We start from the raw sequence: 16,816 nt of genomic DNA on the forward strand, positions 1-16,816 counted from the left end.
ACAGCTATTTCCGCTCCACGCTTCACCTCACACCGCCTTCCCCGGCGGACGAAAGGTTCACATGAACACCGCAACACGCATAGCAACAGCGGCAGCAGTCGCCGCAGGGCTCGTCGCGCTCACCGGCTGCACGGCTGGCAGCGAGAGCGCCGCGCTGGAGAACGGCGACGAGAAGGAAATCACCATCGCCGTGTTCAACGGATGGGACGAAGCGGTCGCCTCGAGCGTGCTCTGGCAGAGCATCCTGGAGGACGAGGGGTACGACGTCACCCTCGAGTATGCGGACCCCGCTCCCGTCTTCACCGGACTTGCGGCGTCCGACTACGACCTCACCCTCGACGTCTGGCTGCCGTTCACCCACAAGAGCTACTTCGAACAGTACGGCGATGACATCGTCGACCTCGGTGCCTGGAATGCCGAGGGCAAGAACGCCATCGCAGTGAACGCGGACGCACCGATCGACTCGATCGCTGAACTCGCCGACAACGCCGAACTGTTCGGCAATCGCATCGTCGGCATTGAACCGGGCGCCGGTTTGACCATGGCAACCGAGGAGCGGGTCATCCCGACCTACGGACTCGAAGACATGGAGTACATCACCTCCTCCACCTCAGCAATGCTGACCGAACTCACGAGCGCGACGAAGGCTGGCGAGAACATCGCCGTCACCCTGTGGGAGCCGCACTGGGCCTACAGCGAGTTCCCGCTGAAGAACCTGGAAGACCCCGAGGGTGCCCTCGGTGAGACCGAGTCCATCCACACCTTCGCCGCGAGCGGCTTCACCGAAAGCCACCCGACCGTCGCTGGCTGGTTCGAGAATTTCGAAATGGACCTCGACACCCTCTACTCGCTCGAGAACGCGCTGTTCGTCGACTATGACGGAGACGATTATGCGCCGATCGTCGAGAAGTGGATCGAAGACAACCAGGAGTACGTGAACTCGCTGACGTCCTAAACGCACAACTCAGAGCCCAGCCATCCTGATGGCTGGGCTCTGTGTCGTTAATAGCGGTCCCGCCAAATTGATAACCGTTATCATTACGGGTAGTGTGATTGCTCGTGAACATCCGACTCCGTGTGACCCTGATCGCGATCCCCGCGATGGCCCTTCTATTGAGCGGATGCTCCGCGCCAGCCGACGAGGAAACTGACACCCCCGCAGGTCTGCACGTTGTCGCCTCCACCAACGTTTACGGAAGCATCGCCGCGATCATCGGCGGCGAGAACGTGGACGTCACGAGCATCATCGAGTCCGCAGCGCAGGACCCGCACAGCTACGAGGCAAGCGCTCAGGACCAACTCGCCATCTCCAAGGCAGACGTCGTCATTGAAAACGGGGGAGGGTACGACCCGTTCATCGACACGCTGGTCGAGGCAGCCGCGGATAAGGACGTCGAGATGGTCAACGTCGTTGACCTGTCGGGGCGTGCGCCCGTTGCGGCCGACGGCGCTGACGAACACGATCACGAGCACGCCGATGGGGAAGAGCACGAGCACATCGAGGGGCTCAACGAACACGTCTGGTACGACCTGACAACCGCAGACACGCTCGCCAGCACCCTGGCGCACACCTTCTCGCACCTGGACGAAGACAATGCGGCGAGCTATTCGGAGAACTACACGGCGTTTGCCGAGGACATCGCCGAACTCACTGCAAGCACGGAGCAGCTCAAGGCGAACTTCGACGGAACCGGTGTTGCGCTGACGGAACCCGTCCCGTTTTACCTGCTCGAGGCATCCGGTCTTCGTAATCTCACCCCAGCCGATTTCAGTGACGCCATCGAAGAGGGATCAGACGTCTCGCCTGCCAGCCTGCGAGACACCCTGAACCTGTTCGGTACGGGTGAGGTCGCGCTGCTTGCCTACAATGAGCAGACGAGCAGCCCCGAAACCGAACAGGTCCGAAGCGCAGCTGACAAGCATTCCGTTCCGGTCGTCTCCTTCGCCGAGACCCTCCCGGACGGCGAGGATTATGTGAGCTGGATGACCGAGAACATCGCCGCGATCACGGACGCGTTGAATTCGTGACCGCTCGCGCCGACGGCACCCACCGCCATCCAACCGAACCTGTGCTGAGCCTCGCAGGCGCTGCGCTGGGTTTCGGCGACCGTGTGCTGTGGAACGACCTCACGATCGACGTCTGTGCTGGCGAGTTTCTCGCCGTGCTCGGACCGAACGGATCGGGCAAGACCAGCCTGCTCAAAACCATCCTCGGCCAGCAGCAGCTCGACTCAGGGACGGCGCGATTCGACGGGCACGCTGTGCGACGCGGGGACCGGCGGATCGGGTACATTCCGCAGCAGAAACTGATCCCGGGCGGCACACCGATGCGCGCCCGTGATCTCATTGCACTCGGGGTGAACGGGCACCGCTTTGGGCTGCCCGTTTCGAGAGCATCCGAAAAGCGTAAGGTCGACGACCTGCTGGAATCAGTCGGAGCAACGGCCTACGCTGACGAGCCGGTCGGCAACCTCTCCGGAGGAGAGCAGCAGCGGTTGCGCGTCGGGCAGGCACTGGCGGGCGACCCCCGGCTGCTGCTGTGCGACGAACCGCTGTTGAGCCTTGACCTGCAGCACCAGCGCGGAGTCTCCGAGCTGATCGATCGCCGTCGGCGAGAGCACGGCACCCCCGTCGTTTTCGTCACCCACGATGTCAACCCCGTGCTCGGCATGGTGGACCGCATTCTCTATCTCGCCGGCGGGCAGTTTCGAGAGGGAACGCCGGACGAGGTACTGCGCAGCGAAGTGCTCACCGAGCTCTACGGCACTCCGGTCGACGTGATCAGGACAGGAGGGCGCGTTGTCGTCGTCGGTATCCCCGACAGCGAAACCCACCACCACTCCCACGGGGAGGTTGGCCTGTGATCACGCTCGACGAGCTCTGGGCTCGAATGTTCAACTTCGAAAACTATGGTGAGCTACTCGCCCTGGTGCAGAACTCTCTCATCGCCGGCGCGATTCTTGGCATCGTCGGCGGCCTCATCGGCGTCTTCGTCATGCAGCGCGACATGGCCTTCGCTGTGCACGGCATCAGCGAGCTGTCGTTCGCGGGGGCGGCCGCCGCTCTGCTGTTCGGTGTCAACGTGGTGGCTGGCTCTCTGGCCGGAGCGCTCGTTGCTGCCATTCTCATCGGCGTGCTCGGCTCACGAGCCCGAGACCGTAACTCGATCATCGGTGTGCTGATGCCGTTCGGCCTCGGACTCGGCATTCTTTTTCTCGCTCTGTATCCGGGCAGAAGCGGCAACAAGTTCGGGCTGCTCACCGGGCAGATCATTTCGGTTGATGACCCCCAGCTGGCGTGGCTCACCGGCATCAGCATCGTCGTTCTGGCTGGCCTGCTCTGCATGTGGCGGCCGCTCAGCTTCGATAGTCTCGACGCCGATGTCGCAGCGGCTCGAGGTGTGCCCACCCGCTTTGTCTCTCTGGCCTTCATGGTGCTGCTCGGGCTGATCGTCGCGGTGTCGGTTCAGATCATTGGAGCCCTATTGGTGATGGCGCTTCTGGTCACGCCAGCCGCTGCCGCACTTCGGCTCTCCGCTTCACCGCTCTGGGTGCCGGTGCTTGCCATGCTCTTCGGGCTGGTCTCGGCGGTCGGTGGCATCCTGCTCGCTCTTGGCGGCTCACTTCCGATCAGTCCGTACATCACCACGATCTCGTTTGTGATCTATCTGGGTGCGCGGGTCATCGGTCTTCGCACGAAGCCCAGAGCGGGGCTACGCTAACCATGTCAAATGTTGGGTCTCAGCCCGGAAGGCGGTGGTGAAATCATGGCCGTCAAGAGAAACACCTGGCAGCGCGAGGCCGTCCGTGAAGCGCTCGATTCGAGTGGTGGCTTCATCAGTGCACAGGGCCTCCACCAGGGGCTCCGCGACGCGGGATCGCCAATCGGTTTAGCGACCGTTTACCGTGCCCTCGCCGACCTGGCCACAGTCGGTGAAGCCGACTCGCTGCAGTCACCTGACGGTGAAAGTCTTTACCGTGCGTGCGCGTCGAGTGGCCACCACCACCACCTGATTTGCCGGTCGTGTGGGTTGACCGTTGAAATCGAGGCGACCGAGGTCGAGCAGTGGGCCAGGCGTACGGCATCCGATCACGGCTTCACCGAAGCCCAGCACATCGTGGATATCTTCGGACTCTGCGCGGCGTGCGCGGCGCCGCAGCCTAAGTAGGGTGCTGCGTCACCCGAATCATTCGCGGATCCGCGTTAACTCCTGTACGATAGACCCTTGGCTGAACGGGCACCTCCCGTTCGGATCGCACAAACACTCCCCCTACTGAAATATTCGGGTGAGTTGCGTGTGCCGACAAGAGATCTTGGGCAGGACGAAAGTCCTGCGGTATTGAAGGAGAGAACCATGGCAGCAACCTGCCAGGTGACTGGAGCCGTTCCCGGCTTCGGACACAACATTTCGCACTCGCACCGACGCACCAAGCGTCGCTTCGACCCGAACGTGCAGAAGAAGACGTACTTCGTACCGTCGCTTCGCCGTAACGTCACGCTCACGCTGAGCGCCAAGGGCATCAAGGTTATTGACGCTCGCGGAATTGAGTCGGTCGTCAAGGACCTCCTGGCTCGTGGGGAGAAGATCTAATGGCAAAGACTCAGGACGTTCGTCCGATCATCAAGCTTCGTTCGACGGCAGGCACCGGTTACACCTACGTAACCAAGAAGAACCGTCGCAACAACCCCGACCGTCTCGTACTGAAGAAGTACGACCCCGTAGTGCGCAAGCACGTTGAATTCCGAGAGGAGCGCTAAGCCATGGCTAAGAAGAGCATGATTGCGAAGAACAACCAGCGCAAGGTTATCGTCGAGCGCTACGCAGCAAAGCGCCTCGAGCTGAAGAAGGCCCTCGTTGACCCGAACGGCACCGACGAATCACGTGAAGCCGCTCGTGTCGGCCTGCAGAAGCTTCCCCGCAACGCTTCACCGGTGCGCCTGCGCAACCGTGACGCCGTTGACGGACGCCCCCGCGGCCACCTCTCGAAGTTCGGCATCTCGCGTGTCCGCTTCCGCGACATGGCACACAAGGGTGAACTGCCCGGCATCACCAAGTCGAGCTGGTAAGCACTAACGATTTCTGTAAAACGGGCGTCGACCTTCGGGTCGGCGCCCGTTTTGCTTTAACCCCTGAGGCCCTCTGAGCGCAAGTGTTCGCGGCCGTTATGTCAAGGTTTCTTTCATGTCGTAGAGTCAGCGACACATCCTTCCGCCACCAGGTTCCTCAGGAGCACCCTCTGAACACACACGAATCGGTCCTGCCGCGCCTGAACGGTTTCAGCGCCGTGCTCTTCGACCTCGACGGAGTACTGACTCCGACGGCCGAACTCCACCGCTACGCCTGGCAGTCGATGTTCACCGAAGTGTTCGCCGAAAAAGGGGTGACCTCCCCGTACACGGACGATGACTACTTCGAGTACCTCGACGGTAAGCGCCGGTATGACGGGGTGCAGAGCATGCTCGCGTCCCGGGGCATCGTTCTTCCGCTCGGTTTGCCGGCCGACCCGCCCACCGCAGACACGGTTGCCGGGATTGGCAACCGTAAGAACGATTACTTCGCCCGAGCGCTCGAGGAGCGCGGCATTCGCCCGTACCCCGGTTCACAGGTTTTGGTGGACGAACTTTTTGAACAACGGATGCCGATGGGTGTCGTTTCGAGTTCGAATAACGCTCGCTGGGTGCTCACCTCGGCAGGCCTGATCGAGCGGTTCCCCGTCATCGTCGACGGCGTCGTCGCTGCCAGGGAAGGGCTTGCGAGCAAGCCGGCGCCCGACATGTTCCTGTTCGCCGCCGCTCAGATGAACCTCCAGCCCGCCCAGGTTGTGGTGTTCGAGGACGCTATCTCCGGCGTCGCCTCGGCCCGCGCCGGACACTTCGGGCTCGTTGTTGGAGTGGATCGCGGTGCCGGAAGGGACGCGCTTCTTCAGGCCGGTGCGGATGTCGTCATCGACGACCTCGAGGCGTACACGTCCGAAGCCTCCGACCCGCAGCGCTAGCTCTGACCACCCGCACCACCTATTCCCCGCACGCAGCATCCTTGAGAGAGCCTTCGCCCATGAACCGAGACCGTTTCCCCGTTGACCCGTGGCGTCTGATCGAAACCGAGTACGACGCCGAGACGCTCGGCGTGACCGAGTCCTTGTTCGCGGTCGGCAACGGCTATCTGGGGATGCGCGGGAACGCCGTCGAGGGGCGCACCGCCCACGAGCACGGCACCTACATCAACGGACTGCACGAGACCTGGAAGATCCAGCACGCCGAATCCGCGTACGGTTTCGCCGAGGTCGGGCAGATGATGGTCAACGCGCCTGACAGTAAGGTCATGCGCCTGTACGTCGACGACGAACCACTCGCTCTCGACGAGGCGGACCTCCTGAGCTACGAGCGCATCCTCGACTTTCGCACCGGCGTGCTGCGTCGGGATCTTCTGTGGCTGACACCGTCCGGCAAACGCGTGCAGGTCAGCGCAACCCGGATGGTCTCGTTCCCTGAACGGCATCTCGCCGTGATGAGCCTCGAGGTCACGATGCTTGACGCCGACGCGCCGCTGACGATCTCCTGCCAACTGCTCAACCGGCAGGATGGCGAAGACGAGTACGACGGCGCTGACAGTGATGACGCCGATGACCCGCGGAACGCAGGCCACGTCACCGAGCGCGTGTTCGAGCCGCAGGGTCACTGGCAGGACGAAGACCGGAGCATCCTGAGCTACAGCGTCGCCAACTCAGAGATGACCCTTGCCCTGGCGGCGGACCACCTGATCGAGACGTCCAACGACTATCGGGTCGAGCGGTATATCGACGGCAACATCGCCAAGAACGTCTACGCGGTCGACGCTCAACAGGGGCAGGCGGTGAAAATCACCAAGATCGTCAGCTATCACAGCTCGAGGAGCACGCCCACTCGAGAACTGGTCGACCGGTGCCGTCGCACGCTCGACCGCATTCGCTCGAGCGGGGTAGCGGCACAGTACACCAAACAGCAGGAGTGGCTTGCTGGCTTCTGGGAACGGTCCGATGTCGAAATTGCTGGGCACGATGACGTCCAGCAGGCGGTGCGCTGGAACCTGTTCCAACTCGCCCAGGCCGCCGCGCGAGCTGACGGGCTCGGTATCCCAGCAAAGGGTGTCACCGGCGACGGCTACAGCGGACACTACTTCTGGGACACCGAAATCTACGTGGTTCCATTCCTTGCGTACACGAGTCCGCTTTGGGCGCGGAATGCCCTGCGGATCCGTGAGCGCATGCTTCCCGCTGCCCGCGACCGGGCACGAAAGCTCAACGAAGCCGGTGCGCTGTTTCCGTGGCGCACCATCAACGGTGAAGAAGCATCCGCATACTACGCCGCCGGCACCGCCCAGTACCACATCAACGCTGACGTCACCTATGCGCTCGCGAAGTACATCGACGCCACAGCGGACATCGACTTCCTGAGCTACGGAGCGGTCGACATCGCCGTTGAAACCGCGCGCATGTGGACCAGCCTCGGGTTCTGGCGGTCCAACGGTGAGGACCGATTCGAGATTCACGGGGTCACCGGTCCGGACGAGTACACCACTGTGGTCAACAACAACCTCTTCACCAACGTGATGGCGCGGTTCAACCTGAGGTATGCAATCGAAGCTCTGCGTGCACTGGAAATGGAGCGTCCAGACGCCTACCGGCGAGCCGTGAAGCGGTTGAACCTTGAGGACTCGGAACTTGTCGAGTGGGAGCGGGTTGCTGCGGCAATGACGATCCCGTATTCCGAATCGCTACAGATCCACCCGCAGGACTCGCAGTTCCTCGAACGTGAGGTGTGGGACCTCGCGGCGACGCCTGAGGACCGCAAACCGCTGATGCTGCACTTCCACCCGCTGGTGATCTACCGGTTCCAGGTCCTCAAACAAGCCGACGTCGTCCTGGCGCTGTTCCTTCAGGGGGATCAGTTCACCTTCGAGGAGAAACTCGCCGACTTCGACTACTACGACCCGCTGACGACCAGCGACTCGAGCCTCTCAAAGATCGTGCAGTCGATCATCGCTGCGGAAGTCGGCTATCAGGACCTCGCGCTGACCTACTTCCTCGACACGGCGTTCGTCGACCTCGAGGATCGACACGGCAACACGTCGGAGGGTGTGCACGTTGCAGCAGCCGGTGGTGTGTGGAACTCGCTCGTCTCTGGTTTTGGCGGCATGCGTGATTACGACGGTGCGCTGACGTTCGACCCGCGACTGCCCAAGGACTGGCCGGAGCTGCGCTACCGGCTGGCATGGCGAGGTACCCGCATGCTGGTGACCCTCACAGCAGCGTCGATGCATGTCGCCGTGATCGACGGCGACGACCCTGTGTCGTTCCTGGTCCGCGGCGAGTTCTTCGAGGTTGCGCCCGGCCGCGACGTTGAGATCCCGCTCGATGGACAGGGGCCGACTCGAGACGACGCACCCGTTCAGAAACGACGCAACCGGAGGGACGACGGCAGCCTGATGGTTCCCGCCGCGGCACAGTTTGCGGAAAACTGATCGGTAGCGGCGGCGCCGCAACCCGTTCCCGCGGAATTCCGCGGATTTTCGCTCACAGCGTCAAAATGACCGTTTTGGGTCCCCTTCGAGCGACGGATGCTGGGACACGCCGGAGAAAAATGACGCATACGTCCTGCATTTCCGCGAAAACATGCGGAACTCTGATACATTCGAGGCGGTCAGACAGACCGGCCGCGGGCGAATATCTGCTCGCGGACAGTTATAACAGGCTGTAGAAAGCAAAGTCCGAGGAGGACAACTCAATGGCTGATAAGTCGCTTAACAAGACCGAGCTCGTTGCAAAGATCGCAGCGGAGACGAACCAGAGCCAGGCTACCGTCGGTGGCGTCCTCGACTCGCTGTTCGGCGTTCTCGCTGACTCCGTCAGCAACGACGTCAAGGTCACCATCCCGGGCTGGCTCGCCGTCGAGCGCACCGCTCGCGCAGCACGTACCGGCCGCAACCCGCAGACCGGTGCAGAGATCCAGATTCCTGCAGGCCACTCGGTCAAGGTTTCCGCTGGTTCGAAGCTGAAGGCTGCTGCAAAGTAGTTCTCACCGCTTTTTTTCAGAGGGGATGCCGCACACGCGGCATCCCCTCTGTGGTTTAACCACGCCTCGTACTGCCACTTCGCACCGTACAGCCCGTTCCCTCCGTCGGCTCCGACCGGGCGCACAGGTGCCGCAACGTAGGCTTAAGGGGTGTCTCGCGTAACCCGAATTGCCGGCCCGGCCGCCCTCCTCGCCGCAGCGTTTGTTGTGCTTCTGATCGGGTTGGCCTACGGCGGCGGCGCCGTCGCCCGTCCCATCGGAGATCCGGGACCGGTCGTCCGGTATGGGCTGCCCATGGCGAAGATGCTCGTGAATATCGGGGCAGCCATGACGCTCGGACCGATACTGCTTGCCCTCTTCGCGCTCTCGGCCAAGAAGGATGAGTACCACCGCGCTCTCGACATCGCCGCAGGGGGCGCTGCGCTCTACGCCGTGGCATCCGGAATCACCGGGTTTTTGACCTTTCTGAACGTCACAGGCACCGCTATTTCCTTTGACGACCAGTTCGGGTCGAAACTCGGCCTGTTCTTTACCGACGTTGAAATCGGCCAGGCGTGGCTCGCGACCACACTCATTGCGGCCACGCTGACTGTGCTCTGCTTCGCCGTCCGTAGTCAGACACTGATGGTGTTCGTCGGTGTCCTCGCTCTCATTTCGCTCGTGCCGATGGCTCAGCAGGGACACGCGGCGGGTTCTGCGGGACACAACGCCGCGGTGAACGCGCTCGGCCTCCATCTGCTCTTCGCCGGAGTCTGGCTGGGCGGACTTCTCACCATCGTGCTGTTGCGCAAGACGCTCGAGGGTGACCGGATCATCCCGGTGATGAAGCGCTACTCCACGATTGCGTTGATCTCCTTCATCGTCGTGGCGATCTCCGGCTACGCCAGCGCCGAGTTGCGCGTCGGCTCGCTCGACCGGCTGCTCACGCCATACGGTGTGCTCGTGATCGGGAAGGTCGCCGCGCTCATCGTGCTTGGCCTCTTCGGGGCGATGCAGCGCACCTGGCTGATCGGCCGGATGACCGCGGCGGCAAAGACTGTCGGCAAGTACTTCTGGTGGATCATCGTCGCCGAACTCGCGTTTATGGGTGTTGCGTCAGGACTCGCCGCGGCGCTCGCGCGGACGGCGACGCCGGTTCCCGAAGAGCTGGCCGGCTCGCCAACGGCAGCGGAGCTGCTCACCGGAGAACCGCTGCCACCCGAGCTGACCTTCAGCCGCTATTTCACCGTCTGGGACATCGACCTGATCTGGCTGCTCGTCTGCGGTTTCGGCATCTTCTTCTATCTCGCCGGGGTGGTGCGGCTGCACCGCCGCGGCGACAAGTGGCCTGTGCTCCGGGCGGTCTCATGGGTGCTCGGGCTGCTCGTGCTGTTCTACCTGACCAATGGCGGCGTCGCCGCCTACCAGGACTACCTCTTCAGCGTGCACATGCTGGGTCACATGGGCCTCACCATGCTGGTTCCTGTTCTGCTCGTTCCCGGCGCGCCCGTCACGCTGGCCATGCGCGCCATCGCGAACCGCACCGACGGCTCCCGCGGTGCTCGCGAGTGGATCCTCCTCGCCGTGCACTCGAAGTACGCGTCGTTCCTCGCTCATCCCATCGTCGCTGCCGTGCTCTTTGTCGGATCGCTCTGGGTGTTCTACTACTCGCCGCTGTTCCGTTGGGCGACCGTGGACCACATCGGCCACGAGTGGATGATCGTGCACTTCGTCCTGACCGGCTACCTCTTCGTCCAGTCACTCATCGGTATTGACCCGGTGCCCGTGCGGCTGGGTTACCCGATGCGGCTCCTGCTTCTGCTCGCCACCATGGCTGCGCACGCCTTCTTCGGCCTGTCGATCATGTCGAACGTCGGTCTCTTCCTGCCCGACTGGTTCGGAGCTATGGGCCGCACCTGGGGTGCCCCGCCGATGATCGACCAGCAGAACGGCGGCGGTATCGCCTGGAGCATCGGCGAGCTGCCCACCATTGCGCTCGCGATCACCGTCGCAATTCAGTGGAGCCGAAGCGATGCGAAGGACGCCAAACGTCTGGACCGTAACGCCGATCGCACCGATGATGCCGAACTCAAAGAGTACAACGAGCGGCTGGCCAAGCTCGCTCAGTCCGACGTCGTGAAGTAGCGCCAGCTACTCGGTGGGCTCGCCGCTCATCGTGGCCTGCACTGTGCCGTCTGAGAGCAGGTACACATGGCCGGTCATCGAGAAGTCGACGTCATCGTTGTAGTGAGTGACCGAACCGTCGAAGAGCGACCGCACGTCAACCTCGATGTTCGCGCTGCCCGTTGTGGATGGAATCAACCATGACTCGGCGCCAGCCTCAATCGTGACGGCCGGGTAGTCCTCCATCGACCAGGCGGGGTCGCCCTCAACCCGGTCGTCGATCACAATGCCGAACGGGCATCCGGTCGGCTGCAGAACAACCTGCTCGGCGCACTCGTCGAGCTGCTTGTTCACGGCCTCCTGCACCCCATCGACGAAGCTCTCGGTCGGTTCGGCGGCGACGGATGCTTCGTGAACGGTGGCCGGCACATCCACGAGCACTTTCTCCTGGTCCGACTGCAGGAAATCGGTCGACGTCTCCATCGTGTAATTCCCCGGGGTGAAGACCTGCAGGTTGACGATGTTGTCGAATGCCGGTTTCTGGTCGGCCGGCGCGACAGCTCGGGTGTCGACGTCGAACCCATTGACGCTGAAGGTTGTCGAATGCTCAACGGAGAGGTTGAGAACGGCGAGCGGGCTCACCTCGAACTTCCAGGTCGGAATCATCGGGAAGCGTGTTCCGTTCGGCGCGACGATAAACGTCGATTCGCCGTAAACTCCGTCTGCCTCGTACGAGAACGTCACCTCGTGCACACCGTCGCCGACCTCCTCGCTGGCGAGCTCGGAGATCTCGGTGAGCTCACCGAGCGCAGCGCTTCGCAGCAGCGCGTTCGAACTCGCCTCAGGTAACCCTGCGGCTTCGAGCTGTCCGGCGCTGAGCTTCACACCAGGCAGCTCCAGGGCCGCAGCAGCGTCCTTCGACGCCAACTCCGACAGGTAGCCGCGCACGAACGACGCAGCACCGTAGACATCACGGTTCAGCGCGCCAAGCGCAGCGAGCACGGCGCCAAGCAGCAAAACGAACACGACCAGCCACGTGATCATGACCTTCGACTTCTCAGTGAGCCCAGTGCGCTGGGGTGGTCCGGCGGCCTCACCGGGGTGTCCCGGATGCGGGTACGACTCCTGCGGGGCTTCAACCTGACTCACCCCGCTATCCTATGCGGAAGGCGCGGAGCTCGGTTCGGACGCAGGCGATAACGGATGCCATCAGCTCGGTTTGCAGGAATGGCGCGAAACGCCGCATACGATGATTACGCACGAAACAGAAGTGAAGGCATCCGTGACCCAGACCAAACCGACAATTGAACTGTCTCGTGAGCAGCAGTACGTATTCGACCTCATCGAAGGAACACGCGAGCACATCTTTGTCACCGGGCGTGCCGGCACCGGAAAATCGACACTGCTCAACCACCTGTCCTGGCGCACCGAGAAGCAGATCGTCATCTGCGCCCCCACCGGAGTTGCCGCGCTCAACGTGGGCGGGCAAACCATCCACTCGCTGTTCCGGCTGCCGATCGGCCTGATCGCCGATCACGACATCGACCAGAACGACGCGCTGAAGAAGCTCCTCAACACCATCGACACGCTGGTCATCGACGAGGTGTCCATGGTCAACGCCGACCTGATGGATGCCATCGACCGCAGCCTCCGCCAGGCGCGCCAGCGCAGGCACGAACCGTTCGGTGGGGTGCAACTCGTGCTCTTCGGTGACCCGTACCAGCTGGCGCCTGTGCCCGGCCATGGTGACGAACGTGCATACATCGCCGACACCTATCGGTCGTTCTGGTTCTTTGACGCGAAGGTGTGGCAGGAAACCCAGCTCAAGGTGATCGAGCTTGTTGAGATCCACCGCCAGGCCGACGCTGACTTCAAACACATGCTCAACGCTGTGCGCTTCGGTCAGGTCACCGCCGAGATCGCCGGCATCCTCAACTCGACAGGCGCACGCACCCCTCCCGATGACGGAACCATTACTTTGGCCACCCGCAACGACATTGTTAATCGCATCAACGCTGCGGCGTTGGCCAAACTCCCGGGTCGGGCGCTCAAGGCCGAAGCCGAGGTGAGCGGTGACTTCGGCAAGGCCTCATATCCGGCAGACGAGTCGCTCGAGCTCAAAGTGGGCGCTCAGGTGATGTTCCTCCGCAACGACTCAGGCGGCGGTGGTGACGGGCAGCGCTGGGTTAACGGCACCATCGGCACCGTCACCAAGATCGACGTCAATGTGTTTGTCGACGTCGACGGCGAGATCTTCGAAGTCGAGCCCGTGGTCTGGGAGAAATACCGATACAGCTACCTGGCGGCGACCAAGAAGCTCAAAAAGGAGATCGTTGCGGAGTTCACGCAGTTCCCGTTACGCCTGGCCTGGGCGGTGACCATCCACAAGTCGCAGGGGAAGACCTACGACCGGGCGATCGTCGACCTCGGCGACCGCGCATTCAGCCCCGGCCAAACCTACGTCGCGCTCAGCCGGCTCACCTCACTCGACGGCTTGTACCTGAGTCGCCCTCTCCGCCCGCGCGACATCATTGTCGACAAGGACGTCGAGCGGTTCATGCGCGGCATCGAACGCTGATCCAATCACGAAGCCGGTTATGCAGCGGCCTTGAGCATCGTTTCACGGACCTCGCGGCGAAGGACTTTGCCGATGAGGGAGCGTGGCAGGTCGTCAACCACGAGGATGCGTTTCGGCACCTTGTATGCGGTGAGCCCACGCCGACAGAAGTCGCGAACGGCCTGCTCGTCGAACGCAGCTCCCGGCTTCAACACGACGGCAGCGGCCACCTGTTCTCCGCCGCCGGCGAGCGGCAGGCCGACGACAGCGGCTTCCCGCACATCAGGGTGACCCATCAGCGCCAGCTCGACCTCCGATGGCGACACGTTGAATCCGCCGGTGACGATCAGCTCTTTCACGCGGTCGACGATGGTGATGAAGCCGTCCGCAGACACCTCGACAATGTCACCGGTGCGAAGCCAGCCGTCTCCAAGCAGAACGGCAGCGCTTTCTGCAGGCCGCTTCCAGTAGCCGGAGAAGACCTGAGGCCCGCGCAGAACCAGCTCGCCGGCCTCACCGGGCGCACGCTCGACCGAGGGGTTCTCTGGATCGATAATTTTGATCTCGGTGCTCGGGAACGGCACACCGACCGTACCCGGCCGCCTCGTCGGACCGATCGGGTTTCCGACGGCAACCGGTGAGGTTTCCGTCATTCCATACCCCTCGACGAGAAGCCCGCCCGTCGCGTCTTCCCACCGTTCGACGACAGCAACGGGAAGACTCATCGCACCTGATATCGCAAACCGAATGCCTGACAGGTCAATCTTCCGGCGCTTTGCCGCGTGCTGCAGAGCGTCGTAGATCGGCGGTACAGCGGGCAGGAAAGTGGCCGGGTGCTTCGCGAACGCCGAGAGAACCAGGTCGACGTCGAATTTTGGGAAGAGCACGAGCCGCGCGCCCATGCTCATGGCAAACGTGAGGCAGAGCGTCATCCCGTACGCGTGGAAGAGGGGGAGAACACCATAGAACACTTCGTTGCCCTCACGCAGTCCCGGTACCCATGCGCGACCCTGCTCAGCATTCGCCCGCAGGTTGAAGTGACTGAGCATTGCCCCCTTGGGGCTGCCCGTTGTTCCGCTGGTGTACTGCAGCAGGGCGAGGTCGGACACATCTGGTCGCGGGTGCTTCTTGCGCAGCGCTCCGTGCGACAGTAATTGCGGCCAGGTGGTTGCGCCCCGTGTCACCTTCCCGCTGGTAAGAGCGGTGCGTGATGAGCGGGCCTTCTTCACTGGCAAGCGGAGCGCGAGCCGGGTGCCAAACGGCATCGACTGCGTGATGTCGACCGAGACGATGGCATCCATGGGCAGGTCGGCGGGGAAGTCAGCAATGGTGTCTGTGACCTTGTCCCACGCGATAACCACCCGTGCACCGTGGTCTTCGAACTGGTGGCGCAGCTCTCGGGCGGTGTAGAGCGGGTTGTGCTCGACAACGATCGCGCCGAGGCGGAGCGCGGCGTAAAAGGCCACGACGTGCTCGGGGCAGTTCGGCAAGACCAGTGCGACGCGGTCGCCCTTCTGAACGCCGAGCCGACGCAGGCCCTCCGCTGCTCGGGCGATTTCCGCGCCGAGCTCGCCGTACGTCATGCTCTTGCCGAAGAACTCGAGGGCTGGCCTCGAACGGAACCGGGAAACCGCGTCGTCGATCATGTCGACCAGTGACCCCGTCGGAAGCGTAATCTCGTGTGGAACTTCGGGAGCGTATGCGTCCAGCCAGGGTTTGTTGTCGAATGAACTCACGCTTCTCCTCGGGTTGAACCGATGTCTCCCGGTATTCGGGCAACACTGGTCTTTTGATTATGCGACGTTCGCGGCTTTCGCGCGCGACAGGTCGGTGAACAGGTCCGTATTGAACTGGTACGCCACACGAACCTCGTCGATCACGCGGGACCGTTCCTCGTCGTCCCACGGCACCGCGTCCAACTGGTCGCGGTAGGTGTCTTTGAATCGCTTGGGCTCAGCGATGTCGCCGAACAGATAAAAGCCCACCCCGTTGGTTTCGAACCCGAACTGGCGTTGCATCAACGTGCGAATCACCTGCCCACCTGACAGATCGCCGAGGTAGCGGGTGTAGTGGTGGGCAACGAACCCCCCGGCCCAGACAGCGGCCACGCGACGGATCCGTTCGACGTACGCCACGGTTGTCGGCAACGGCGTCACAGTGTCGCGCCAGGTGACGCCGATCAGAAAGCGCAGGTCCTCCTCGATGGCTGGCAGCCTCGTCAGCTTGTCCGAGATGAACGGTGCGGCCACAGGGTCACTCCTCATTCGCTCAGTCGCCGACTCGAGTGCTTCATAGATGAAGTAGTGCTGGACGACGAGGGCAATGTAGTCGTCGACTGTCCCTTTGCCGCACATCAGATCACCCATGAAATCGGCGCCTTCGCTTTCGGAGTGGCTCGTTCGGGTGCGCTCACGGAGTTCCTGCGAGAACGGGATCACTGACATAGGGGCTCTCCGTCGTTGAGGCGGTTAGGGTGCCCTTAGTATAGCCGGGTGGACTGGCGAAATGGCGGTATTGGTCAGTGCGCAGAATGGGTGCCGGGACCCGGCGAGTTGAGCTCATTCCCTGCCGGTACTGTGCTGTGTTCTCCGTGCGGCACGGCGTAAGTTCCGGCGTTCGTAGCTGCGAGCGCGGGCGTTACCAGTCCAGCGACGGCCATCGCACCCAACAGCATTCCGAGCAGGAACCGACCCGGCCTGGTCGCGGTTCGGGCGGGTGGGCCGGCTCGACCTCCCGTCTTCCGTCGCCGACGATCAACGGACAGCACCACAGCGACGGAGAGGCTGAGCAGCGAGGCAGCGGCCAACGGGCCGACCGGCACCCAATCGGTCGTCGCGGAAAGGCCACCGGCCACTCGAACCGTCATGAGTAACCCCCACAGGGCCACAGGTGCGAGTGAACCGATGAGCGCGACAGTCGGCGTAAGAACCCTTCCCCTGGAAAGTATGGCCAGGCCCCAACCCAGCTCTCCGATCCCGACCGCGCCAACCAGCACGGCGGCAACCAGCGGTGAACCGGCGGCGACAGCAAGATGCACGAGGCCGGCACCAAGTGCCGCCAGGGCCATCAGGCTTTTCTGCAGGTCAGACATGAAGTTCCCGTCGT

At 62.8% G+C, this 16,816-nt stretch carries 17 protein-coding genes; 13 read left to right on the plus strand and 4 right to left on the minus strand.

Features of this window, described 5'->3' with window-relative positions; translation table 11 throughout:
* Positions 1 to 61 precede the first annotated feature (61 nt).
* From D9V28_RS09035 to D9V28_RS09090, 12 genes are all read left to right on the plus strand, one after another.
* Positions 62 to 955 carry a glycine betaine ABC transporter substrate-binding protein gene (locus tag D9V28_RS09035; protein WP_121659377.1) on the plus strand — a complete coding sequence of 298 codons (894 nt, stop codon included), beginning with the start codon at positions 62 to 64 and terminating at the stop codon, positions 953 to 955.
* A gap of 104 nt (positions 956 to 1,059) precedes the next feature.
* Positions 1,060 to 2,028, plus strand: a complete 969-nt coding sequence (locus tag D9V28_RS09040) for a metal ABC transporter solute-binding protein, Zn/Mn family (RefSeq protein WP_229727855.1) — start codon at positions 1,060 to 1,062, stop codon at positions 2,026 to 2,028.
* A complete protein-coding gene (locus D9V28_RS09045) occupies positions 2,025 to 2,864 on the plus strand; it encodes a metal ABC transporter ATP-binding protein (protein ID WP_121659378.1) in 840 nt (279 codons plus the stop codon). The genes D9V28_RS09040 and D9V28_RS09045 overlap by 4 nt, the downstream gene beginning before the upstream one ends.
* Positions 2,865 to 2,890: 26 nt before the next feature.
* Complete coding sequence (locus tag D9V28_RS09050; protein ID WP_183086500.1) at positions 2,891 to 3,721, plus strand: metal ABC transporter permease; 831 nt, start codon at positions 2,891 to 2,893, stop codon at positions 3,719 to 3,721.
* Positions 3,722 to 3,730: 9 nt separating this feature from the next.
* Entirely contained in the window at positions 3,731 to 4,168 is a 438-nt protein-coding gene (locus D9V28_RS09055; protein WP_229727853.1) for a Fur family transcriptional regulator, read from the plus strand.
* A gap of 186 nt (positions 4,169 to 4,354) precedes the next feature.
* Complete coding sequence (rpmB, locus tag D9V28_RS09060) at positions 4,355 to 4,591, plus strand: 50S ribosomal protein L28 (RefSeq protein ID WP_090711639.1); 237 nt, start codon at positions 4,355 to 4,357, stop codon at positions 4,589 to 4,591.
* Positions 4,591 to 4,758, plus strand: a complete 168-nt coding sequence (gene rpmG, locus D9V28_RS09065) for a 50S ribosomal protein L33 (RefSeq protein ID WP_108392274.1) — start codon at positions 4,591 to 4,593, stop codon at positions 4,756 to 4,758. The genes rpmB and rpmG overlap by 1 nt, the downstream gene beginning before the upstream one ends.
* Before the next feature lie 3 nt (positions 4,759 to 4,761).
* A complete protein-coding gene (gene rpsN, locus D9V28_RS09070) occupies positions 4,762 to 5,067 on the plus strand; it encodes a 30S ribosomal protein S14 (RefSeq protein WP_108392272.1) in 306 nt (101 codons plus the stop codon).
* Between the two features lie 218 nt (positions 5,068 to 5,285).
* Entirely contained in the window at positions 5,286 to 5,996 is a 711-nt protein-coding gene (locus D9V28_RS09075) for an HAD family hydrolase (RefSeq protein ID WP_308472479.1), read from the plus strand.
* Between the two features lie 59 nt (positions 5,997 to 6,055).
* Positions 6,056 to 8,500, plus strand: coding sequence for a glycoside hydrolase family 65 protein (locus tag D9V28_RS09080; RefSeq protein ID WP_121659380.1), 2,445 nt, complete (start codon positions 6,056 to 6,058; stop codon positions 8,498 to 8,500).
* A gap of 263 nt (positions 8,501 to 8,763) precedes the next feature.
* Positions 8,764 to 9,051: an HU family DNA-binding protein gene (locus D9V28_RS09085; RefSeq protein WP_108392266.1), complete on the plus strand. Its 288-nt coding sequence runs from the start codon at positions 8,764 to 8,766 to the stop codon at positions 9,049 to 9,051.
* A gap of 150 nt (positions 9,052 to 9,201) precedes the next feature.
* Positions 9,202 to 11,175: a bifunctional copper resistance protein CopD/cytochrome c oxidase assembly protein gene (locus D9V28_RS09090; protein ID WP_220700477.1), complete on the plus strand. Its 1,974-nt coding sequence runs from the start codon at positions 9,202 to 9,204 to the stop codon at positions 11,173 to 11,175.
* Between the two features lie 6 nt (positions 11,176 to 11,181).
* On the opposite strand, the gene D9V28_RS16305 is transcribed toward D9V28_RS09090, so the two are convergent.
* Complete coding sequence (locus D9V28_RS16305) at positions 11,182 to 12,303, minus strand: hypothetical protein (protein WP_229727851.1); 1,122 nt, start codon at positions 12,301 to 12,303, stop codon at positions 11,182 to 11,184.
* Between the two features lie 100 nt (positions 12,304 to 12,403).
* Between D9V28_RS16305 and D9V28_RS09100 the strand changes: the two genes are divergently transcribed.
* Positions 12,404 to 13,732, plus strand: coding sequence for an ATP-dependent DNA helicase (locus D9V28_RS09100; RefSeq protein ID WP_121659381.1), 1,329 nt, complete (start codon positions 12,404 to 12,406; stop codon positions 13,730 to 13,732).
* Between the two features lie 17 nt (positions 13,733 to 13,749).
* On the opposite strand, the gene D9V28_RS09105 is transcribed toward D9V28_RS09100, so the two are convergent.
* From D9V28_RS09105 to D9V28_RS09115, 3 genes are all read right to left on the minus strand, one after another.
* Positions 13,750 to 15,447: a long-chain-fatty-acid--CoA ligase gene (locus D9V28_RS09105; protein WP_121659382.1), complete on the minus strand. Its 1,698-nt coding sequence runs from the start codon at positions 15,445 to 15,447 to the stop codon at positions 13,750 to 13,752.
* Between the two features lie 57 nt (positions 15,448 to 15,504).
* Positions 15,505 to 16,155 carry a biliverdin-producing heme oxygenase gene (locus D9V28_RS09110; RefSeq protein ID WP_121659383.1) on the minus strand — a complete coding sequence of 217 codons (651 nt, stop codon included), beginning with the start codon at positions 16,153 to 16,155 and terminating at the stop codon, positions 15,505 to 15,507.
* A 74-nt stretch (positions 16,156 to 16,229) separates the two neighbouring features.
* Positions 16,230 to 16,802, minus strand: a complete 573-nt coding sequence (locus tag D9V28_RS09115) for a hypothetical protein (RefSeq protein WP_121659384.1) — start codon at positions 16,800 to 16,802, stop codon at positions 16,230 to 16,232.
* Between the last annotated feature and the right edge of the window lie 14 nt (positions 16,803 to 16,816).

Source organism: Mycetocola zhadangensis, assembly GCF_003668565.1.
Taxonomy (GTDB): Bacteria; Actinomycetota; Actinomycetes; order Actinomycetales; family Microbacteriaceae; genus Mycetocola_A; species Mycetocola_A zhadangensis.

Excerpts from the sequence above, each read along its gene's own strand:
- rpsN (WP_108392272.1), top strand. The coding sequence starts at position 4,762 with ATGGCTAAGAAGAGCATGATTGCGAAGAACAACCAGCGCAAGGTTATC.
- rpmB (WP_090711639.1), top strand. The coding sequence starts at position 4,355 with ATGGCAGCAACCTGCCAGGTGACTGGAGCCGTTCCCGGCTTCGGACAC.
- D9V28_RS09115 (WP_121659384.1), bottom strand. The coding sequence starts at position 16,802 with ATGTCTGACCTGCAGAAAAGCCTGATGGCCCTGGCGGCACTTGGTGCC.
- D9V28_RS09055 (WP_229727853.1), top strand. The coding sequence starts at position 3,731 with ATGTTGGGTCTCAGCCCGGAAGGCGGTGGTGAAATCATGGCCGTCAAG.
- D9V28_RS09085 (WP_108392266.1), top strand. The coding sequence starts at position 8,764 with ATGGCTGATAAGTCGCTTAACAAGACCGAGCTCGTTGCAAAGATCGCA.
- D9V28_RS09050 (WP_183086500.1), top strand. The coding sequence starts at position 2,891 with ATGTTCAACTTCGAAAACTATGGTGAGCTACTCGCCCTGGTGCAGAAC.
- rpmG (WP_108392274.1), top strand. The coding sequence starts at position 4,591 with ATGGCAAAGACTCAGGACGTTCGTCCGATCATCAAGCTTCGTTCGACG.
- D9V28_RS09110 (WP_121659383.1), bottom strand. The coding sequence starts at position 16,155 with ATGTCAGTGATCCCGTTCTCGCAGGAACTCCGTGAGCGCACCCGAACG.
- D9V28_RS09100 (WP_121659381.1), top strand. The coding sequence starts at position 12,404 with ATGATTACGCACGAAACAGAAGTGAAGGCATCCGTGACCCAGACCAAA.
- D9V28_RS09035 (WP_121659377.1), top strand. The coding sequence starts at position 62 with ATGAACACCGCAACACGCATAGCAACAGCGGCAGCAGTCGCCGCAGGG.
- D9V28_RS09080 (WP_121659380.1), top strand. The coding sequence starts at position 6,056 with ATGAACCGAGACCGTTTCCCCGTTGACCCGTGGCGTCTGATCGAAACC.